This window comes from Stenotrophomonas sp. TWI273 (assembly GCF_039674765.1).
In the GTDB taxonomy this organism is placed as follows: Bacteria; Pseudomonadota; Gammaproteobacteria; order Xanthomonadales; family Xanthomonadaceae; genus Stenotrophomonas.
The window spans coordinates 148,375-165,199 of the sequence record NZ_JBDJOA010000007.1; the positions used below are offsets into that span (position 1 = coordinate 148,375).

Sequence of the window (16,825 nt, forward strand, 5' to 3'; positions counted from 1 at the left end):
TTCTCCTGTAGATGGCATCCAATGCCGGGCGATCAGTTCAGGCAATCAGACAAGGCGTCATGCAGCGAGAAGAACGAGCCTGGCAAGGGCCGGAGCAAGGCCCCCCGGCGCTCAAGCGCTGCCTGCAGCATCTCCACCGGCGTATCGGCGCCCAATGGGGCGGCGCAGACCCAGGCACGGCTGTCAGGCAGAACCCGGCCCGTCGGGGTGTCCACATCGAGGTTGCCGGCGCCGACGACCAGCGCGCACGCGTGTACCGTCCCCGTCGCCCGCCACACCGAGCATCGGAACTGCAGCAGCACGTGGTTGCTGTACGCCCCTTCGCAGTAGGTATCCCCGCACAGGTCATGGAACTCGGCGCCCAGGTGGTCCTGCAGCGCGTAGAACCGGTCCCAGTTGGCCTCTTTGTCCGGGTAGTCGACCAGGTCGACATACCTTCCCGGGTGGGCATCGGCGGGCTGGACACCCGCGCTGGCCACCAGCGAGAAGGGGAGCAGCGTGCGGGCCATCAGGCGGGTCAGTGTCATCGGCATGCTCCTGGCGGGTAGAGCTGCATGATCCTCATGCGCTCTGGTTCCCGACATCAGGCGCCATCCCGATGAACGGTCGGGGTTCCCGGCAGGCCGATGTGGCCAAGCCCCCACCCAGCGGACGCCCCCTTTCGGGTGCAGCGCCACATCCGCGCCGCCGTCGCGCTGCACGCTGGCCGCCAATGGGCCTAAAATGGCGGACTTTGCGCCGTACCCCCTCTCAGCTGGAGCACACCCATGGGTCTGGAACTCGTTTCGCCGGGCAAGAACCCGCCGGAAGAAATCAACGTCATCATCGAAATCCCGAAGGATTCCGAGCCGGTGAAGTACGAAGTGGACAAGGAAACCGGCGCGATCTTCGTCGACCGCATCCTCTCCACCCCGATGCGCTACCCGTGCAACTACGGCTACGTGCCGAGCACCCTGTGCGGTGATGGCGATCCGGCCGACGTGCTGGTGGTGCTGCCGCTGCCGCTGGTCCCGGGCTCGGTGGTGCGTTGCCGTCCGGTCGGCGTGCTCAAGATGAGCGATGAAGCCGGCAGCGACGAGAAGATCCTGGCCGTGCCGATCTCCAAGGTGTTCAGTGGCTATGCCCACGTCGAGGACATCGAGCAGGTGTCCAGCCACTGGCTGGAGCGCATCGGCCACTTCTTCGAGCACTACAAGGACCTGGAAAAGGGCAAGTGGGTCAAGCTCGATGGCTGGGGCGGCGCCGCCGAAGCCAAGAAGATCCTGGTCGAAGCGCACCAGCGCTACCTCGGCAACATCGCCTGAGACTGACCGGCGTCGCTCCGGCACACCATTGCCGGAGCGATGCGCATCACGTTTTTTCAATGCGGCACATCACTATTCGTGCCGGATTGGGTACATTGCGTCTCTTCACACCGTCCACGGTGCGTTTCACCGTGGTCAGCCAGGGGACCGTGTCGTGCGCATTCTGCTTGTTGGGGACGAAGCCAGCCTGTCGGCTGAGCTGTTGGAATTCATTGCCGATCTTGGGGAAGAGTGGCAACCGCTGACCGCGACCGATGGCCAGAGCGCCATGGGCATCGTTGCCGGCTCGCCGGTGGATGCGGTGATCGTGTGCCCGCAGTTGCCCGATCTCAACGCTACGACACTGCTCGGCCAGATCCGCACGCTGCGCCCTGAAACCATCCGGATCGCGCTGGTGGATGCCGAGCATGGCAACCGCCCGCCGCCGGCGCGCCTGATCGGCGTGGCCCATCGCTTCCTGCCGATGCCGCTGGCCCCGGAGGTCCTGCTCGAAGCCCTGACCAGCCTGGAAGAGCTGCGCGAACTGCTGGACAGCGCGCGCCTGCGCAGCGCCATCGGCCGGATCGAGAAGCTGCCCTCCCCGCCGCATCTGTACCTGACCCTGACCCAGGCGCTTGAGCACGACGACGATACCAACACCGCCGACGTGGCCAAGCTGGTCGCGGCCGACCCGGCCATCGCAGCCAAGGTGCTGCAGCTGTCCAACTCGGCATTCTTCAACAATGGCCGGATCATTTCCGACCTGCGCACCGCCGTGACCCGCCTGGGGCTGTCGACCCTGCGTGATCTGGTCCTGGCCAGCGAAGTGTTTTCCGCGCAGCCGCTGTCCGGTGCCGAGCGCAACTCGCTGCAACAGCGTGCGCTGCTGGCCTCCCGCCTGGCCGCCAAGCTGCTGCCGGAGTCCAGCGCCGAACTGGGCGCCACCGCGGCCCTGCTGGCCGACATCGGCCTGCTGCTGCCGGGCGTACGCAACGAACGCACCGCCGAAGACCCGGCAGAGAATCGCCCGGGTCACGCCGAGGCAGGCGCCTACCTGCTGGGGCTGTGGGGCCTGCCGATGCCGATCATCGAGGCGGTGGCCTTCCACCTGCAGCCGCAGCGCTCGAACACCCGCAGTTTCTGGGTGACCGGTGCGGTGCATGTAGCACTGGCGCTGATCAATGGCGATCCGGTGGACGAGGAGTATCTGCAGCGGGCCGGCGTGCTCAACAAGCTCCCGCAGTGGCGCGATCACGCCAACGCACTGATGGGGCTGGTCGCCAGCGACGCCTGAGTGCGGGGTAAAGCGTTCTCAAAGGATGGCGCGCCCTGTGGCGCGCCATCGTCGTTTCAGCGCTGCGGACAGGCGTCCAGCACGCACAAGCGCCACAGGCGCTCGCACATGGCGGCGGAGCCACCGTCGGCGAGGCATTCGATGCGGACCTCTTGGCAGTAACGCCCTCCTGCGCAGACGATCAAGCCGGGCGATGCACTGGCCGCGGTCGCCAGGGAGGCAAGCAGTACAGCGGAAATCTTCTGAGCGAGCGTCATTTTCATATCGATCTCTCAATCGTCCACGATTGGACCGATTGACGGTATCAACTGAATTTACGCCCGAAACGTGAGGCGGATCACCTTTCGCTAAAACTCAGACTTTCCTTACCCCACAACGCAAGGAGGGCGGACCTTGCGGCCCGCCCTCCTTTCTTTTTACGCCATTGCTTCGATGGATCAGAAGCGCTGGGTGTACTTCAGGTAGTAGAACCGACCGATGTCGAAGCCGCCGTAGTAGGAGAAGCTCGAGTTCGGCTGGCTGTACATCACCGGGCCTTCGTGGTTGAACACGTTGTTCGCGCCCGCCGAGATGGTGGCATCCCACGGGGTGGTGTAACGCACCTGCAGGTCATGGAACGTGTTCGAACCGGTGTTGCGCACCGGGATCGCCAGCGTATAGGCCGACGAGTAGCTCGGGTTGTTGCACTCCGGGCCGCCTTCGCGATCGTAGGCGCACTCTTCCTTCAGGCCGGAGTAGTAACGCATGCCCCAGTTGACGCCGAAGTTGCCCAGGCTCCAATCGATGTTCAGGTTGGAACGCACGCGGAAGTTGCCGCCCCAATCGCCGGTGCCCCAGCCAGTGTGCTGCTCGACAGCGGTTTCAGCTTCGTTGTCGCGCTTGTACTCGAGGTAGTCCACATAGGTGGTCTTCCAGTCGATGACGACATTGCCGAAGGACAGTTCCGGCAGACGGTAACGGATACCCAGGTCGTAACCTGCGGTTTCCTGGTAGCCGCCGTTGATCAGCGTACGGGTCACGTCGACGACCTGACCGGAGTCGGTGTCACGGGTGACACGGTCACAGGCGTTGGCGTTGTTCAGCACGTAGCACTGGTTGAGGATCGAGGTGACCGACTCCGCCGCGATGACGTTGTCGATGCGGATCTTCCACCAGTCCAGGCTGACATCCAGGCCCTGCACGAAGTTCGGGCTGTAGACCAGGCCGACGGTCCAGGTCTTGGAGGTTTCCGGCAGCAGGCCATCATTGGAACCGGACAGGTACGGGTAGTTCGACTGTGCACCCGGGCCGGTGGCATCAATGCCACCCGACGCTTCCTGACGGAAGTTGGCCGGCACCGCGCCGCCGCAACGGGCAGCGACGTCGGGGTTGCGCACGGCTGCACCGAAGGCGGTGTCGCACGGGTCGGTGTACTTGTCGAAGCTCTGCGAGGTGCCACCGTACAGGTTGGCGACGGTCGGCGCACGGAAGCCGGTGGCATAGGTGCCACGGACCAGCAGGTCGTCGATCGGCTTCCACTTCAGGCCGAACTTGGAGTTGAACGTGTCACCGAAGGTGTTGTAGTCCGAGTAACGGCCGGCCATGTCGACCGACAGTTCCTTGGCGAACGGCAGATCGGCGAGGATCGGCACGTTCAGTTCCAGGTAGAACTCGTCCAGCTTGTAGCCACCGGCGGTCGGCGCACCGGCCAGGTCGGTGCTCAGGCCCGACTGCAGCAGCGCATCCGGGTTGTACTCGGCTTCTTCTTCGCGGTGCTCGTAGCCGGTCGCGAAGGACAGGTCGCCGGCCGGCAGGGTCACGATGGCGCCGCTCAGGTTGGCGCTGTAGACCTTGCTGGTGGTCAGCGAGGTGTCGTGGGTCGGCAGGAACAGGTACTTCTGCAGATCCGGGTTGGACAGCGAACCGTCGGCGGTGGAGCCGTACGGCAGCAGCGGGTTCCACGGGGTGCAGCCGGCGATCGGAGCCGCGGCGGTACCGCACTGGGCGACACCATTCGCATCCAGGTACGACGGGCCCACGGCATTCTTCACGTTCGGAATGAACAGATTGCCGGTGCCGGTCTTGACGCCCTTGTTCCGGTTGTAGACGTAGCCCACATCCCAGTCGAAGTACTTGTCGGCGAACTCGAACGAGCCTTCCAGACCGCCGCTGAAGCGGAAGGTGTTGAGCTCGGACTTGGTCTGACGCGGCACTTCCCACGTACGACGCATGAAATCAACGTCGGTATCGAGCGGGTTGAAGACGCTGTTGGCGTCCATCTGGGTGTCGTAGGCAGCCGAACGGTACGGGTAGCCGGCGATCTGCTGGAGCGCTTCGCGTTCGGTGTACAGAACGCTGGCGGTACCGCGGATGTTGTCGGTGAAATCGAACTGGCCGTTGGAGAAGACCGAACGACGCTTGATGCCGGTCGACAGGAACATCTGCTGCGACGGGTTGGACAGATCGGCGTTGCCCAGATCGTGGTAATCGCCGAAGTTGTTCGAGGCGCCGCCCGGGTTCAGGACGTAGTTGCCATCATCGGTAACCAGCACGCCCTTCTCGGTGATCGCGCTCCAGCCGTTGGTGTCCTCATCGGTCGGGACCGGATGGCGGTAACCGTTGGCCGAGGCGCTGTAGCGACGGTTCTTGGCCAGAACCGGCTTTTCCTCGCTGTACTCGGCGCCAAGGGTGATCGAACCGCGATCGCCGGTCTGGCCGTACACGAAGTTGTAGGTGGTCTTGTCGCCGTCGCCCTGGCCGTACTGGCCCTTGTAGACGCTGGCTTCCAGACCGTCGAAGTTCTTGCGGGTGATGATGTTCACCACGCCGGCGATCGCGTCGGAACCGTAGATCGCCGAAGCGCCATCGGTCAGGACTTCGATGCGCTCCACGACCGAGGTCGGGATCGAGGCGAGGTCGGTGTAACCGCCGGAGCTGACGCCCATGCGCTTGCCGTCGAGCAGCACCAGCGTGCGCTCCGGGCCGAGGTTGCGCAGGTCGACGTACTGGCCGCCAACTTCTTCACCCGAGGACAGCGCATCGGCGCGGCTGATGGCCGGCGAGCCGGTGGCCGACAGGTTCTGGACGATGTCGGCGACGCTGGTGAAGCCCTGCTTCTCGATGTCGGCGCGCTGCAGCGCGATCACCGGCTGGGCGGTCTCGGTGCTGGCCTGACGGATACGCGAGCCGGTGACCTGGATGCGGTCCAGGTCGGTCGTGCCGCTTGCTTCCTGCGCCGAAGCAAAGGCCGGCGTCAGGGCAAGCGCAATGCCGGCGGGCAGAAGGCCCAGCCGCACTGCGGGAGTACGAAAATTCATTTATCTCTCCGAGGTACGTTAGTAGCGTGTTAAAAACGCCTCGGAAAGTTACGATTGCGTTGCAGTGAATTATTTGCGTGAGACAACCGAAGACTTTGCCGAATCTGGCGAGAGATTCGCACCGGCCTCACGATAGCGTGACGCGGACAGTCCGAAGCGGGCTCGAAACGCCCGTGCGAAGCTGCAGCAGTTGTCAAATCCACTCGCTGCCGCCACCTCGCCCACCATCATGTCCGTGTCGCGCAGCAGATCGGCGGCGCGCTCCAGGCGCAGGCGCGCGGAAAGCGATTGCGGGCTTTCCGCGTACAGGCTCTGGAACGTCTTTGACAGGTACCAGCTGGAGAAATTGGTCAGTTCGGCCAGCTCACCAATGCGCACGACGCGGTGGCTGTTGCCCTCAAGGTACAGACGGGCGCGCTGCATGCGTCCGAAGACCTGGCGCTTGCGGCTGCGCGAACGCCCCGGGCAGCGCTGTACGCCCGTCGCCATGCCCTGCTGCAGGGCGGCCAGATGCAGCAGCACCGGGCGCAGGGCCTGGGTAGGATGGCCAGTGGCCAGGACGTCACGCCACAGCCGCAGGGCGACGCGGGCGTCGCTGCGGCTCATGCTGCCGCGACCCGCGTAGAGACTGCAGTCGGTGAGCTCACCCAGCGCGCGCAGCGCGTCCGGCGCCAGGCTCAGCCCGATGCACAAGCCGTCGCGGCCGGCCTGGACCATGGGGCGGGATTCCTTCTCGAAGGCGATCCACTCACGCTGGCGCAAGCGGAACCGCCCTTCCTTGGACTCGACCCACGCACTGCCCCGCAACTGGATCCACACGGTGAAGGTCGTCCCAGGACTCTGCAGACTGCCCAACCGGGCCACACCCAGACAGGTGGGCAACGGACCGTCGTCAACGACCTTGTCCAGGGAGAGCGATTGACCGCGATCGGCCAGGGAGAGCTGACGCATGACTTCACCAAGAGTTTGCCTTTGCTGGCCTGCAGTCTTGCCAAATCAGGCCGCTGCCTCAGGAAGTCCTGGCGAGATTGATACGAATTCGAGACGAGGACGCCACGAAGAAGTTACGAAGGGTTTTTTGTTTTTAAAATCATAGACTTGACGAACCCCGGAAACAGCGACGGTACGCGCTCGGGGAGCGACATCACGCCGATGTCAGTACCATCGGCCACCGCCAGCGCGACATACAGCGCCTCCCCGCCGGGTCCTGCGCTGAATCCATTGCTGGCGCTGAGGCGGTCTGCATCCAGGCAATGCTCCTGATCGGCGATCGGCTGTGCGATCCGGGTGAACACCGTGGCGCAATCAGAGCGATTGGAAAGATAGTCGATCCCCCCCTGCGCGGACACGGTCCAGGTGCGATACCGCCAGCGCGTGGGGCGGTCTTCGCTGATCTGGCGGATGCTCCGTGAACTCAGCGCAGCGTCGGCCTGCCAAAGCCCCCCTGCCGAGAGCCGGGTGAACAATACGCGCTCGCCGGCGACGTCATAACGCGCCTGGGAAACGCCCTCGATGCTGCTGATCAGTCGCCACGGGGTCAGGCTGCGATCGAACAGCGACAGACGCATCCGCTCATCACGGTCGCGTTCCACCACCAGCACCTGCAGCGGATCCTTGCCGTACAGCGCCTGCAATGGCTGGCGCACCGGAACCGGCAGACGCAACGTCTGCTCATCGCGCGGGGAGACCTCATAGATCCCGGGGTTGGCATGCTCATCGCGCCCCAACACCAGCACCCGCTTGCCGTCATGCGACCAGTCCGAGGCCTGGCGCGCTTCGGGCCTGAGGCCCTCGATCGGACGCAACGACTCAGGTCGCTGCAGATCCGCCCACCACAGCGCATAGCTGCCCGAACGGTCCGAAGAAAACACGATCTGCTGACCGTCCGGAGAGACCATGGGCTGCGAGTCACGGCCTCCCGAGGGGAACAGCCGTTGCGGCACACCCAGCCCGGCTGCCTCCACCGGCACGCGGAACAAGCCGAACTGGGGGCGCCGATGTACGAAGGCGAGCATGTCGTTCGCCCGGGAAACGGTGGGGGACTGCGCATCGTCAAGACCAACGTCGCGCAGAACGCGCGTATCGGTATCGAGCTCATACAGGCGCGATTCGCTGTCGACCCGGCGGCCGAACACGATGTGGCGACTGTCGCCGCGCCACGCCCAGCCACGGATCTCCGCCGAATCATCGGTCAGCTGCTCCGGACTGCCCCCCTCGGCCGGCATGCGCCACAGATCGCCGATCTGCGGATTGCGCACGAACACGATCCAGCGCCCATCCGGTGAGTACCGCGGTGCATATTCGAAGTTGTCGCTGCCAATGTCGTAGTCGAGCGGCTGCCAGCGGCCGCTGGCGATATCCAGGGTGCGGATGCCGCGCTGCGCATACCGTCCGGACAGCGAGCCGAAGACCAGGCCGCGACCGTCCGGGGTCCAGTCGAAACTGAGCAGCTCAGTGCCGTCGCAACGGGTCACATGGCGCACCGCCCCACCCGTCGCACTGGCGATCAACACCTCGCAGCTTTCGGCCGGGCCGAACCGGGCGAACGCGATCTCACGGCCATTGGGCGACCAGCTCGGGAAGCGGTCGGACATGCCCGTGGGCGGCTCGACCAGCACGCGTGCTGGTGCATTACCGGAGGTCTGCACCTTGATGACACTGCCCGGTCGGCTGGGCACATCGGCTTCATAGGCGATCTGCGATCCATCCGGGGACAGCGTGGGATACGTTTCAAATCCTGCCGTGGCGGTAATCAGGCGATACGGGCGTTGAGGACTACCGATCACCCGCGTGCCGTCCTCCACCGCGGCCTCGACCGCTGAGGCCGGCGGATCACGTTGCATCAGCATGGCGGCCATCACCAGCAGCGCCACCACCATCACCAGCCCGACGACCATGACCGCGTAGCGGCGGATGCGCCGCCGACGACGTTTGATCGGGTCCTGCGGGGGCGGTGCATGCGGCAGTGCCGCCGGTACGTGCGCGGCGGCGAGCACAGGCGTGGAGGCCGACGGCAGCGCGGGCTCGAGCAGCAGCACAGGTGCGGCATCGTCGACCACGCTGACCGGCATCAGCAGGCGGTAACCGGTCTTGGCAATGGTTTCGATATAGGGTTCGGCCGCATCGTCATCAGTGGCGAAGGCCTTGCGCAGCTGGGTGACCGCCTGGGTCAGCACGTCGTTGGTCGGCAGCGTATCCGGCCAGACCTCCGCAAACAGTTCATCACGGGTAACCACCGCCCCTGGAGAACGCAGCAGCGCCTTGAGAACACCCAATGCTTTGGGTGTCAGTCGACGTGGGCGACGCAGGCCTTCGCTCATCACTTCCCGCGAGGAGAGAGTAACGAGGAAGTCGCCGATTCGAATCACATCGGCGGAGGGGCGCTCACTGTCGTTGCTGATCATCCAGGACACGAGGAAAATGCAAAAAACCACTGGAATTCACGCGAACGTCACAATCGATACACGAGGACGAACCGCCAGATTCCGCACACGCCATCGGCGCAAACCGCAAAAACACCGAGGCGCGCGAATACTAGCCTATGCCGGTTAACCGCGCCTGTGCGTGCGGCCGACAACAGGCTCTCTCTCGCCGATGAATTCACATAAAACGCGTCAACATTCGCGCCTTCTGGCGCGAATTTTTTATGTTGGATTCAGTTTCGTGCACGGGTCAGCATGGTGAGTCCCACCAGCCGCGAGACCACCAACGCCACGTACATCACGCCTGCGAACTGCTCCAGCATCACCAGCGCGCGCGCCTGGGAATGGATGGGCACCACATCGCTCAAACCGACCCCGGACAGCAAGCTGAAGCTCAGATAAAGCAGCTCCATCCAGGTGCGCAGTTCGCTCTCGCTGGCCGCCACGAAACTGCCCGGGTACCACTGCTGGCACACCGCGAAAGCGAAGGCGAAGGCCCACGCCAACAGCGTGAAGGTGGCGCCCGCCGCGAACAGCTCATCGCGGGTCACCTTGTGGTCCTGGAGCATGTAGGCGATCAGGCTGCCCGCCGTATAGAAATACAGCAGGCATTCCAGCAGCTGCGCGGTGGTGACCAGCGCCGGGCGCTCCAACAGAGCGCCTGAGATGGAAAACACCACCGAAGGAATGGCCAGCACCAGCGCCACCCACATGCCGAGCGGGCTGCGTCGTACCACCCACAACGCCAGGCCAAGCACGGCGATGCCGAACGCCCCGAACAGGGCGCGGCTGGCGCCAGCCTCGTCCATTGCCGGATACAGCAGGACGCCGAGCAGCTGCACGGCCAACAACCAGGCCGAGGGATGCCGGCGCGCGATGGCCAGCCATTTGGTGCTGCGTGCTATCGCCATCGTCGTCCCCATCCCTGCCTGGTCGCGCCGAGCTTAGCGGGAATCACGCAGGCGGCGGATGATGGCCGTGGCGTTGTGCGCCGCCACGGCCGCTGCCTCACTCCTGGCGATACACCTGCGCCCCGAGCTCGCGGAACTGGGCGGACTTCTCGGCCATGCCGGCCTCCAGCGCCGTGTGCGCCTCCAGCCCCTGCCCGGCGGCGTAATCGCGCACATCCTGGGTGATCTTCATCGAACAGAAGTGCGGGCCGCACATCGAGCAGAAGTGGGCGAGCTTGTGCGCGTCCTTGGGAAGCGTCTCGTCATGGAATTCCTTGGCCTTTTCCGGATCCAGCCCGAGATGGAACTGGTCTTCCCAGCGGAATTCGAAACGCGCCTTGCTCAGCGCGTTATCGCGGACCTGCGCGCCGGGGTGGCCCTTGGCCAGGTCCGAGGCGTGCGCGGCAATGCGGTAGGCCATGATGCCGTCGCGTACGTCCTGGCGGTTGGGCAGGCCCAGGTGTTCCTTCGGGGTGACATAGCAGAGCATCGCGGTGCCGTACCAGCCGATCATGGCCGCACCGATCGCACTGGTGATGTGGTCGTAGCCCGGCGCGATATCGGTGGTCAGTGGGCCGAGCGTATAGAACGGGGCTTCACCGCACTCGCGCAGCTGTTTGTCCATGTTCTCCTTGATCAGCTGCATCGGCACGTGGCCGGGGCCTTCGATCATGGTCTGCACGTCATGCTTCCACGCGATCTTCGTCAGCTCGCCCAGCGTCTCCAGCTCGCCGAACTGCGCGGCATCGTTGGCATCGGCGATACAGCCCGGGCGCAGGCCGTCACCCAGCGAGAAGGTCACGTCGTAGGCCTTCATGATCTCGCAGATGTCCTCGAAGTGCGTGTAGAGGAAGTTCTCCTTGTGATGCGCCAGGCACCACTTGGCCATGATCGAGCCACCGCGCGAGACGATGCCGGTCACGCGCTTGGCGGTCAGCGGCACGTAGCGCAGCAGCACGCCGGCGTGGATGGTGAAGTAGTCCACGCCCTGCTCGGCCTGCTCGATCAGCGTGTCGCGGAAGATCGCCCAGTTCAGTTCTTCGGCGCGGCCATCGACCTTCTCCAGGGCCTGGTAGATCGGCACGGTGCCGATCGCCACCGGCGAGTTGCGCAGGATCCACTCGCGGGTTTCATGGATGTGCTTGCCGGTGGACAGGTCCATCACGGTATCGCCGCCCCAGCGGATCGCCCAGACCAGCTTTTCCACCTCCTCGGCAATGCCCGAGGACACCGCGCTGTTGCCGATGTTGGCGTTGATCTTGGTCAGGAAGTTGCGGCCGATGATCATCGGCTCGCTTTCCGGGTGGTTGATGTTGTTGGGTAGCACGGCACGGCCACGCGCAATCTCATCGCGGACGAACTCGGGGGTGATGATCCTGGGGATCGAGGCACCGAAGGACTCGCCGGGATGCTGCTGCAGCAGTGCGGCGTCGCGGATCGCATCGAGCCGCTGGTTCTCGCGGATCGCCACGAACTCCATCTCCGGCGTGATGATGCCGCGGCGTGCGTAGTGCATCTGGGTGACATTGGCGCCGGCCCGCGCACGGCGAGGCTGCAACCGCGCGGGGAAGCGCACCGCGTCCAGACGGGCATCGGTTTCGCGCGAGCGGCCGAATGCCGAGCTCAGGCCGTCCAGCACCTCGGTATCGCCGCGCTCGGCCACCCAGGCCGCGCGCAGCGCAGGCAGGCCGACGGAAAGGTCGATGGCGACAGCCGGATCGGTGTAGGGGCCGGAGGTGTCGTACACCGTGACCGGCGCGTTCTCTTCGCCACCGAACAAGGTGGGCGTGCGGGTCAGCGTGATCTCGCGCATCGGCACCTGGAGGTCGCTGCGCGAGCCCTGCACGTGGATCTTGTGCGAGCCGGGAATCGGCCGCGTGACCGATTCGGAGAGTTGCTGGGCCTGTTGCTGCAGGGCGGAGAGCTGTGCGTTCATCGAGGCATCGTCCTAGGTTCAATCCCCGCACAGGGACTGTGCGGTTCTATGCGAGGGATTCGCATGGGAGGGACGAAACGGCGGCGCTCGACGGACGGATTGCGGGCGGTCTCCGGGCGCGGTGGCCCTACGGCGCAATGCATCTGCAGATGCGAAGCTTCCCTACGCCGGTATCAACCGGATCAGGTTCGAAGGGACTGTCTCAACCTTGGCCACTGGGCCGCGGTACCCCCGCTTCGGGGCGAATTAGAGCACAAAGCGGCGCCCACGGGCGCACGACCGAGCCGCACACTGACGTGATGGGCCTTTGCATGTGAACAGAGCGCCGACACCCCATGCACTACCATGCTGCAGCGCGGTATGCGGTGCGGTCAGGGGGTAGCCTCCGGATCGTGCGCACACCGCGCTCTGCTCGACGCCATTGACGTCCGTACTGACCGGCCTCGACCGGCTTGATCCGCCCCAGTTGTTGCCGTTGTGCCGCTGGAGATTGCAAGCCTCGGCTCGCCCCTACTGATCGGAGACACGCCTGCATGGTGTTCCGCATTTCCATCGCACTGGTCGCACTGCTGGTGCTGATCGCCGGCCTCGCGCCGGGCCCCTTCAACGAGGTCGTCCAGAGCGGCCTGTCCACCATCATCCGCAGTACTGGCTGGCTGTATCTGCTGGTGGTGTTCATCACGCTGTCGTTCCTGATGTACCTGGCCTTCGGCCGCTTCGGTTCGCTGCGCATCGGCGGCGAGGATGCCGAGCCTGATTTTTCCAATGCGAGCTGGATGTCGATGTTGTTCGCCGCCGGCATGGGCATCGGCCTGGTCTTCTGGGGCGCGGCCGAACCGATCTCGCACTTCGTGAAGCCGCCCGAGGGACTGGCCCCGCAAAGCATGGAAGCGGCGCGCGCATCGATGCGCTATGCGTTCTTCCATTGGGGCCTGCATCCCTGGGCGATCTACGCGCTGATCGGCCTGGCGATGGCCTGGTTCCAGTTCAACCGCAACGGCCGCGGGCTGATCAGCGATCTGCTGCAGCCGATCATCGGCGCGCATCACCGCGGCTGGATGGGTACCGTGGTCAACGTCGCCGCCGTGGTCGCCACGGCGATCGGTGTGGCCACGACGCTGGGCTTCGGCACGATCCAGATCGCGGCCGGCCTTGAGCGCGTGTTCGGTATCCAGGCCTCGGTACCCGTGCAGTTGACCATCATCGCGGTGGCGTTCGTGCTGTACATGGCCTCCACCACCAGTGGCGTGCACCGCGGCATCAAATGGCTCTCGAACTTCAACCTCGGCCTGGCGGCATTGCTGCTGGCGCTGATCCTGGTGCTGGGGCCGACCGGCTTCATCTTCGATACGTTCACCACCACGATCGGCTCCTACCTCAATTCGCTGGTGACGATGAGCCTGCGGATGTCCCCGTTCTCGGGCAGCACGTGGGTGGCGGACTGGACGATCTTCTACTGGGCGTGGTGGATCGCGTGGGCGCCGTTCGTGGGTTCGTTCATCGCGCGCGTCTCGCGTGGGCGCAGCATCCGCGAGTTCGTGCTGGGCGTGGTGATCGCACCGAGCGTGCTGGGCTTCCTGTGGTTCTCGGTATTCGGTGGCACGGCGCTGTGGTCGCAGATCTTCGGCCACGTGGATCTGGCCCAGGCGCTGGGCAATGGCTACGAGACGGTGCTGTTCACGATGTTCGACAGCCTGCCGATGCCGACGGTGTTGTCGGTGATCGCGCTGGTGCTGTTGATGATCTTCTTCGTGACCTCGGCCGATTCGGCGGTGCTGGTGCTGGCGACGATGTCGACGGAGGAGGCCGGCGATCCGCCGCTGGCGCGCCGGATGGTGTGGGGCGTGGCGATTGCGTTGATCGCGGGCGTGCTGCTGTTGGCCGGCGGCCTCAATGCGCTGCAGGGGATGATCACGATCGCGGCACTGCCGTTTGCGTTGTTGATGCTGGCGGTGATGTGGTCGTTGTACCGGGTACTGGATATGGAGCATGCGCTGCAGCGGCGCCGTGCGCAGCGCGCGCGGCGGTTGATGGACGAGTGGATCGAGCGGGAGATCGCGGCGCAGGAAGAGACACGCGATGAGGCGGCTCGGGCGCCTTAGGGTGGCTGGGTTGGTCGCTTAGAGCGGCACGCTCCCGGGCTATCGGTGGGCGGGCCGGGGCGGGTGGGTTGGCGGGACACGCCGTGAATCCGTCCTTGGAGGCTCATGTCGCGCCATCCATGGCGCTCATGGGGCCGACAACCCACCCGCCCCGTCCCGCTCACAGTTTCAAGGTGGTTCTGGGGAGAGCCGCCGGGCCAAGCTCGGCGCAGCAGCGTGCACCTGACGCCTTGGCTCCTGGTTGAGGCAAAGCAGCCACGCATGGCGTGGCTCTACCGCTTCGGCCGTGTTCGCTTTTTGCCATGCGCACCGACCCACTGTGGGTGGGTCGGCGTGGGTGGGTTGGCGGGACCATGAGCCGCATGGATGCGGCGACATGAGCCTCCATGGATGGATTCACGGCGGGTCCCGCCAACCCACCCAGGGCGGCCCACTACCCGCAGCCCCAAAGCGCCCTGCTTTACGCCCTGCTTTACGCCCTGCTTGACGCTCTGCCCTGCGACTCTGCCGACCAACGGTCGGCGCTACGAAGCACGAGGGAGTCAGTACCCCGCCGCCTGCCCATCCTTGCGGCTTTCCGACGCGCCGTAGTACACCCCGGTCTCCGGATCACGCAGGATCGCCTGGTACCCACCGTAGGGACCATCCGCGAACACCACCCGGTGGCCCTTGCGCATCAACGCGCGCACTGTTTCGTACGGGAAGCCGGTTTCCAGGTTGACTTCGCCACCGTCGCTCATCGCGGTGGCCTGCCCGGTCGGCTCGGTCGAGCCCTCGTGCTGGATGCGCGGCGCATCCCCGGCTTCCTGCAGATTCATTCCGAAATCGACCATGTTCATCACGATCTGGGCATGGCCCTGCGGCTGCATCGCGCCCCCCATCACGCCGAAGCTCATCCACGGCTTGCCGTCCTTGGTGACGAAGCCCGGGATGATGGTCTGGAACGGACGCTTGCCCGGCGCATAGCCGTTCGGGTGATCCTTCTGCAGCACGAACATCTCGCCACGGTCCTGCAGGATGAATCCCAGGCCCGGAGGCGCCATGCCGCTGCCCATGCCGCGGTAGTTGGACTGGATCAGCGAGACCATCATGCCGTCGGCATCAGCGACGGTCATGTAGATCGTGTCACCTTCCTGCAGCTGCTTCGGCGTACCCGGCTGCACTTCACTCAGCGCCTTGTCCATCGAGATCAGCTTGCGGCGCTCAGCGGCGTAGCCTTTGGAAATCAACCGGTCGACCGGGGCCGGGTGGAACGCCGGATCGGTGTAGAAGCGCGCGCGGTCGGCGAAGGCCAGCTTCTTGGCTTCCACGAACAGGTGCACGTGTTCGGGCGAGCCGAAGGGGATGTTGGAGAAATCGTAGCCTTCCAGCACGTTGAGGATCTGCAGCGCGGCGATGCCCTGGCTGTTCGGCGGCAGCTCCCACACGTCATAGCCGCGGTAGTTGCTGCTGACCGGCTCCACCCACTCGCCGTGATGGCTGGCCATGTCCTCATAGCTCAGGTAGCCGCCATTGGCCTTGAAGTAGGTGCCGATGGTGCGGGCGATCTCGCCTTTGTAGAAGGCATCGCGGCCGCCCTGGGCGATCTGCTCCAGCGTGTGGGCCAGGTTCGGGTTCTTCCACATCTCGCCCTTGCGCGGGGCATGGCCGTTGATCGTGAACTGCTCGGTGAAGCCAGGGTACTTGGACAGTCGCGGCACCGAGCGGTCCCAGTAGTAGGCGATCACCTCGGCGACCGGGTGGCCTTCGCGGGCGTAGCGGATGGCGGGCGCGAGGTTGTCGGCCATCGGCTTGCGGCCGAAACGGTCATGCAGGGCGAACCAGCCATCCACCGCGCCGGGTACCGAGACCGGCAGCGGACCGGTGGCCGGAATCTCCTTCAGGCCCCGGCGCTGGAACTCGGCCAGGGTCAGCGACTTCGGCGAGCGACCCGAGCCGTTGTACCCATACAGCTTCCCGCTTTTGGGGTCCCATACGATCGCGAACAGATCACCGCCGACGCCGTTGCCGGTGGGTTCCATCAAACCGAGAGCGGCATTGGCCGCGATCGCGGCATCCACCGCCGAACCACCGGACTTCATCACGTCCAGGGCGATCTGGGTGGCCAGGGGCTGGGAGGTGGCGGCCATCGCGTGCGGGGCGATCACCTCCGAGCGGGTGGCGAAGGTGTGGCCGGTGATCCGGTCGGCGGCGATGGCGGCCGCAGGCAGGGCACACAGGACGGCGGCGGCGAGCAGGCCGCGGGCAAGGCGTGAGGACACGGGGTGGTTCCTGAGGGTGGTAGCGAGCTGATGGTGGCGGCAGATGCCGCCGGAGCACATCCCACTATGGTCATGCACCTCCCACAAATCCGCCGCGAATCCGCGCAATCAGGCCCTGCAAAATGCTGAATTCCAGTTCATCGGAACGCTTTCAGCCGCAACCATCCTTGTACGGCGGGGCCTTGCGGTGGATGCAGGCGAAACCGATGGAAATTGTGTTTCCAGGGTTGACACCGCCAAAAGCCGTGTGGTTTTCTCGATCTCATGTTGCAGCGCACAGC

At 65.1% G+C, this 16,825-nt stretch carries 11 protein-coding genes and 1 riboswitch; of the genes, 3 read left to right on the top strand and 8 right to left on the bottom strand.

Translation table 11 applies throughout. The features are described 5' to 3' along the window. Positions 1–32: 32 nt before the first annotated feature. Entirely contained in the window at positions 33–527 is a 495-nt protein-coding gene (locus ABE571_RS12020; protein ID WP_313219650.1) for a hypothetical protein, read from the bottom strand. A gap of 240 nt (positions 528–767) precedes the next feature. On the opposite strand from ABE571_RS12020, the gene ppa reads away from it, so the two are divergent. Continuing rightward, on the top strand, positions 768–1,304 hold the full coding sequence (gene ppa, locus ABE571_RS12025; RefSeq protein WP_019183821.1) for an inorganic diphosphatase: 537 nt from the start codon (positions 768–770) through the stop codon (positions 1,302–1,304). Positions 1,305–1,458: 154 nt separating this feature from the next. Further along, the gene (locus ABE571_RS12030) at positions 1,459–2,577 is read left to right on the top strand and encodes an HDOD domain-containing protein (RefSeq protein ID WP_313209166.1); all 1,119 of its coding nucleotides are present in this window, start codon (positions 1,459–1,461) and stop codon (positions 2,575–2,577) included. Positions 2,578–2,633: 56 nt separating this feature from the next. Here the strand turns inward: ABE571_RS12030 and ABE571_RS12035 are convergent, their stop codons facing one another. The 6 genes from ABE571_RS12035 to thiC form a co-directional block, all read right to left on the bottom strand. Next, on the bottom strand, positions 2,634–2,840 hold the full coding sequence (locus ABE571_RS12035; protein ID WP_313209165.1) for a hypothetical protein: 207 nt from the start codon (positions 2,838–2,840) through the stop codon (positions 2,634–2,636). Positions 2,841–3,014: 174 nt separating this feature from the next. Continuing rightward, positions 3,015–5,873 carry a TonB-dependent receptor gene (locus tag ABE571_RS12040; protein WP_313209164.1) on the bottom strand — a complete coding sequence of 953 codons (2,859 nt, stop codon included), beginning with the start codon at positions 5,871–5,873 and terminating at the stop codon, positions 3,015–3,017. A gap of 69 nt (positions 5,874–5,942) precedes the next feature. Next, positions 5,943–6,824: a helix-turn-helix transcriptional regulator gene (locus ABE571_RS12045; protein ID WP_313209163.1), complete on the bottom strand. Its 882-nt coding sequence runs from the start codon at positions 6,822–6,824 to the stop codon at positions 5,943–5,945. 113 nt (positions 6,825–6,937) lie between these two features. Then, entirely contained in the window at positions 6,938–9,277 is a 2,340-nt protein-coding gene (locus ABE571_RS12050) for a winged helix-turn-helix domain-containing protein (protein WP_346493780.1), read from the bottom strand. A 251-nt stretch (positions 9,278–9,528) separates the two neighbouring features. After that, complete coding sequence (locus tag ABE571_RS12055) at positions 9,529–10,206, bottom strand: ion channel (protein ID WP_313209162.1); 678 nt, start codon at positions 10,204–10,206, stop codon at positions 9,529–9,531. A gap of 97 nt (positions 10,207–10,303) precedes the next feature. Then, positions 10,304–12,181, bottom strand: a complete 1,878-nt coding sequence (gene thiC / locus ABE571_RS12060; RefSeq protein WP_313209161.1) for a phosphomethylpyrimidine synthase ThiC — start codon at positions 12,179–12,181, stop codon at positions 10,304–10,306. Positions 12,182–12,322: 141 nt separating this feature from the next. Then, positions 12,323–12,424: riboswitch (TPP riboswitch) on the bottom strand. Positions 12,425–12,714: 290 nt separating this feature from the next. Here thiC and ABE571_RS12065 point away from each other — a divergent pair. Further along, the gene (locus ABE571_RS12065) at positions 12,715–14,283 is read left to right on the top strand and encodes a BCCT family transporter (RefSeq protein ID WP_102788207.1); all 1,569 of its coding nucleotides are present in this window, start codon (positions 12,715–12,717) and stop codon (positions 14,281–14,283) included. 542 nt (positions 14,284–14,825) lie between these two features. Here the strand turns inward: ABE571_RS12065 and ggt are convergent. Then, on the bottom strand, positions 14,826–16,544 hold the full coding sequence (ggt, locus tag ABE571_RS12070; protein ID WP_313209160.1) for a gamma-glutamyltransferase: 1,719 nt from the start codon (positions 16,542–16,544) through the stop codon (positions 14,826–14,828). Positions 16,545–16,825 lie beyond the last annotated feature (281 nt).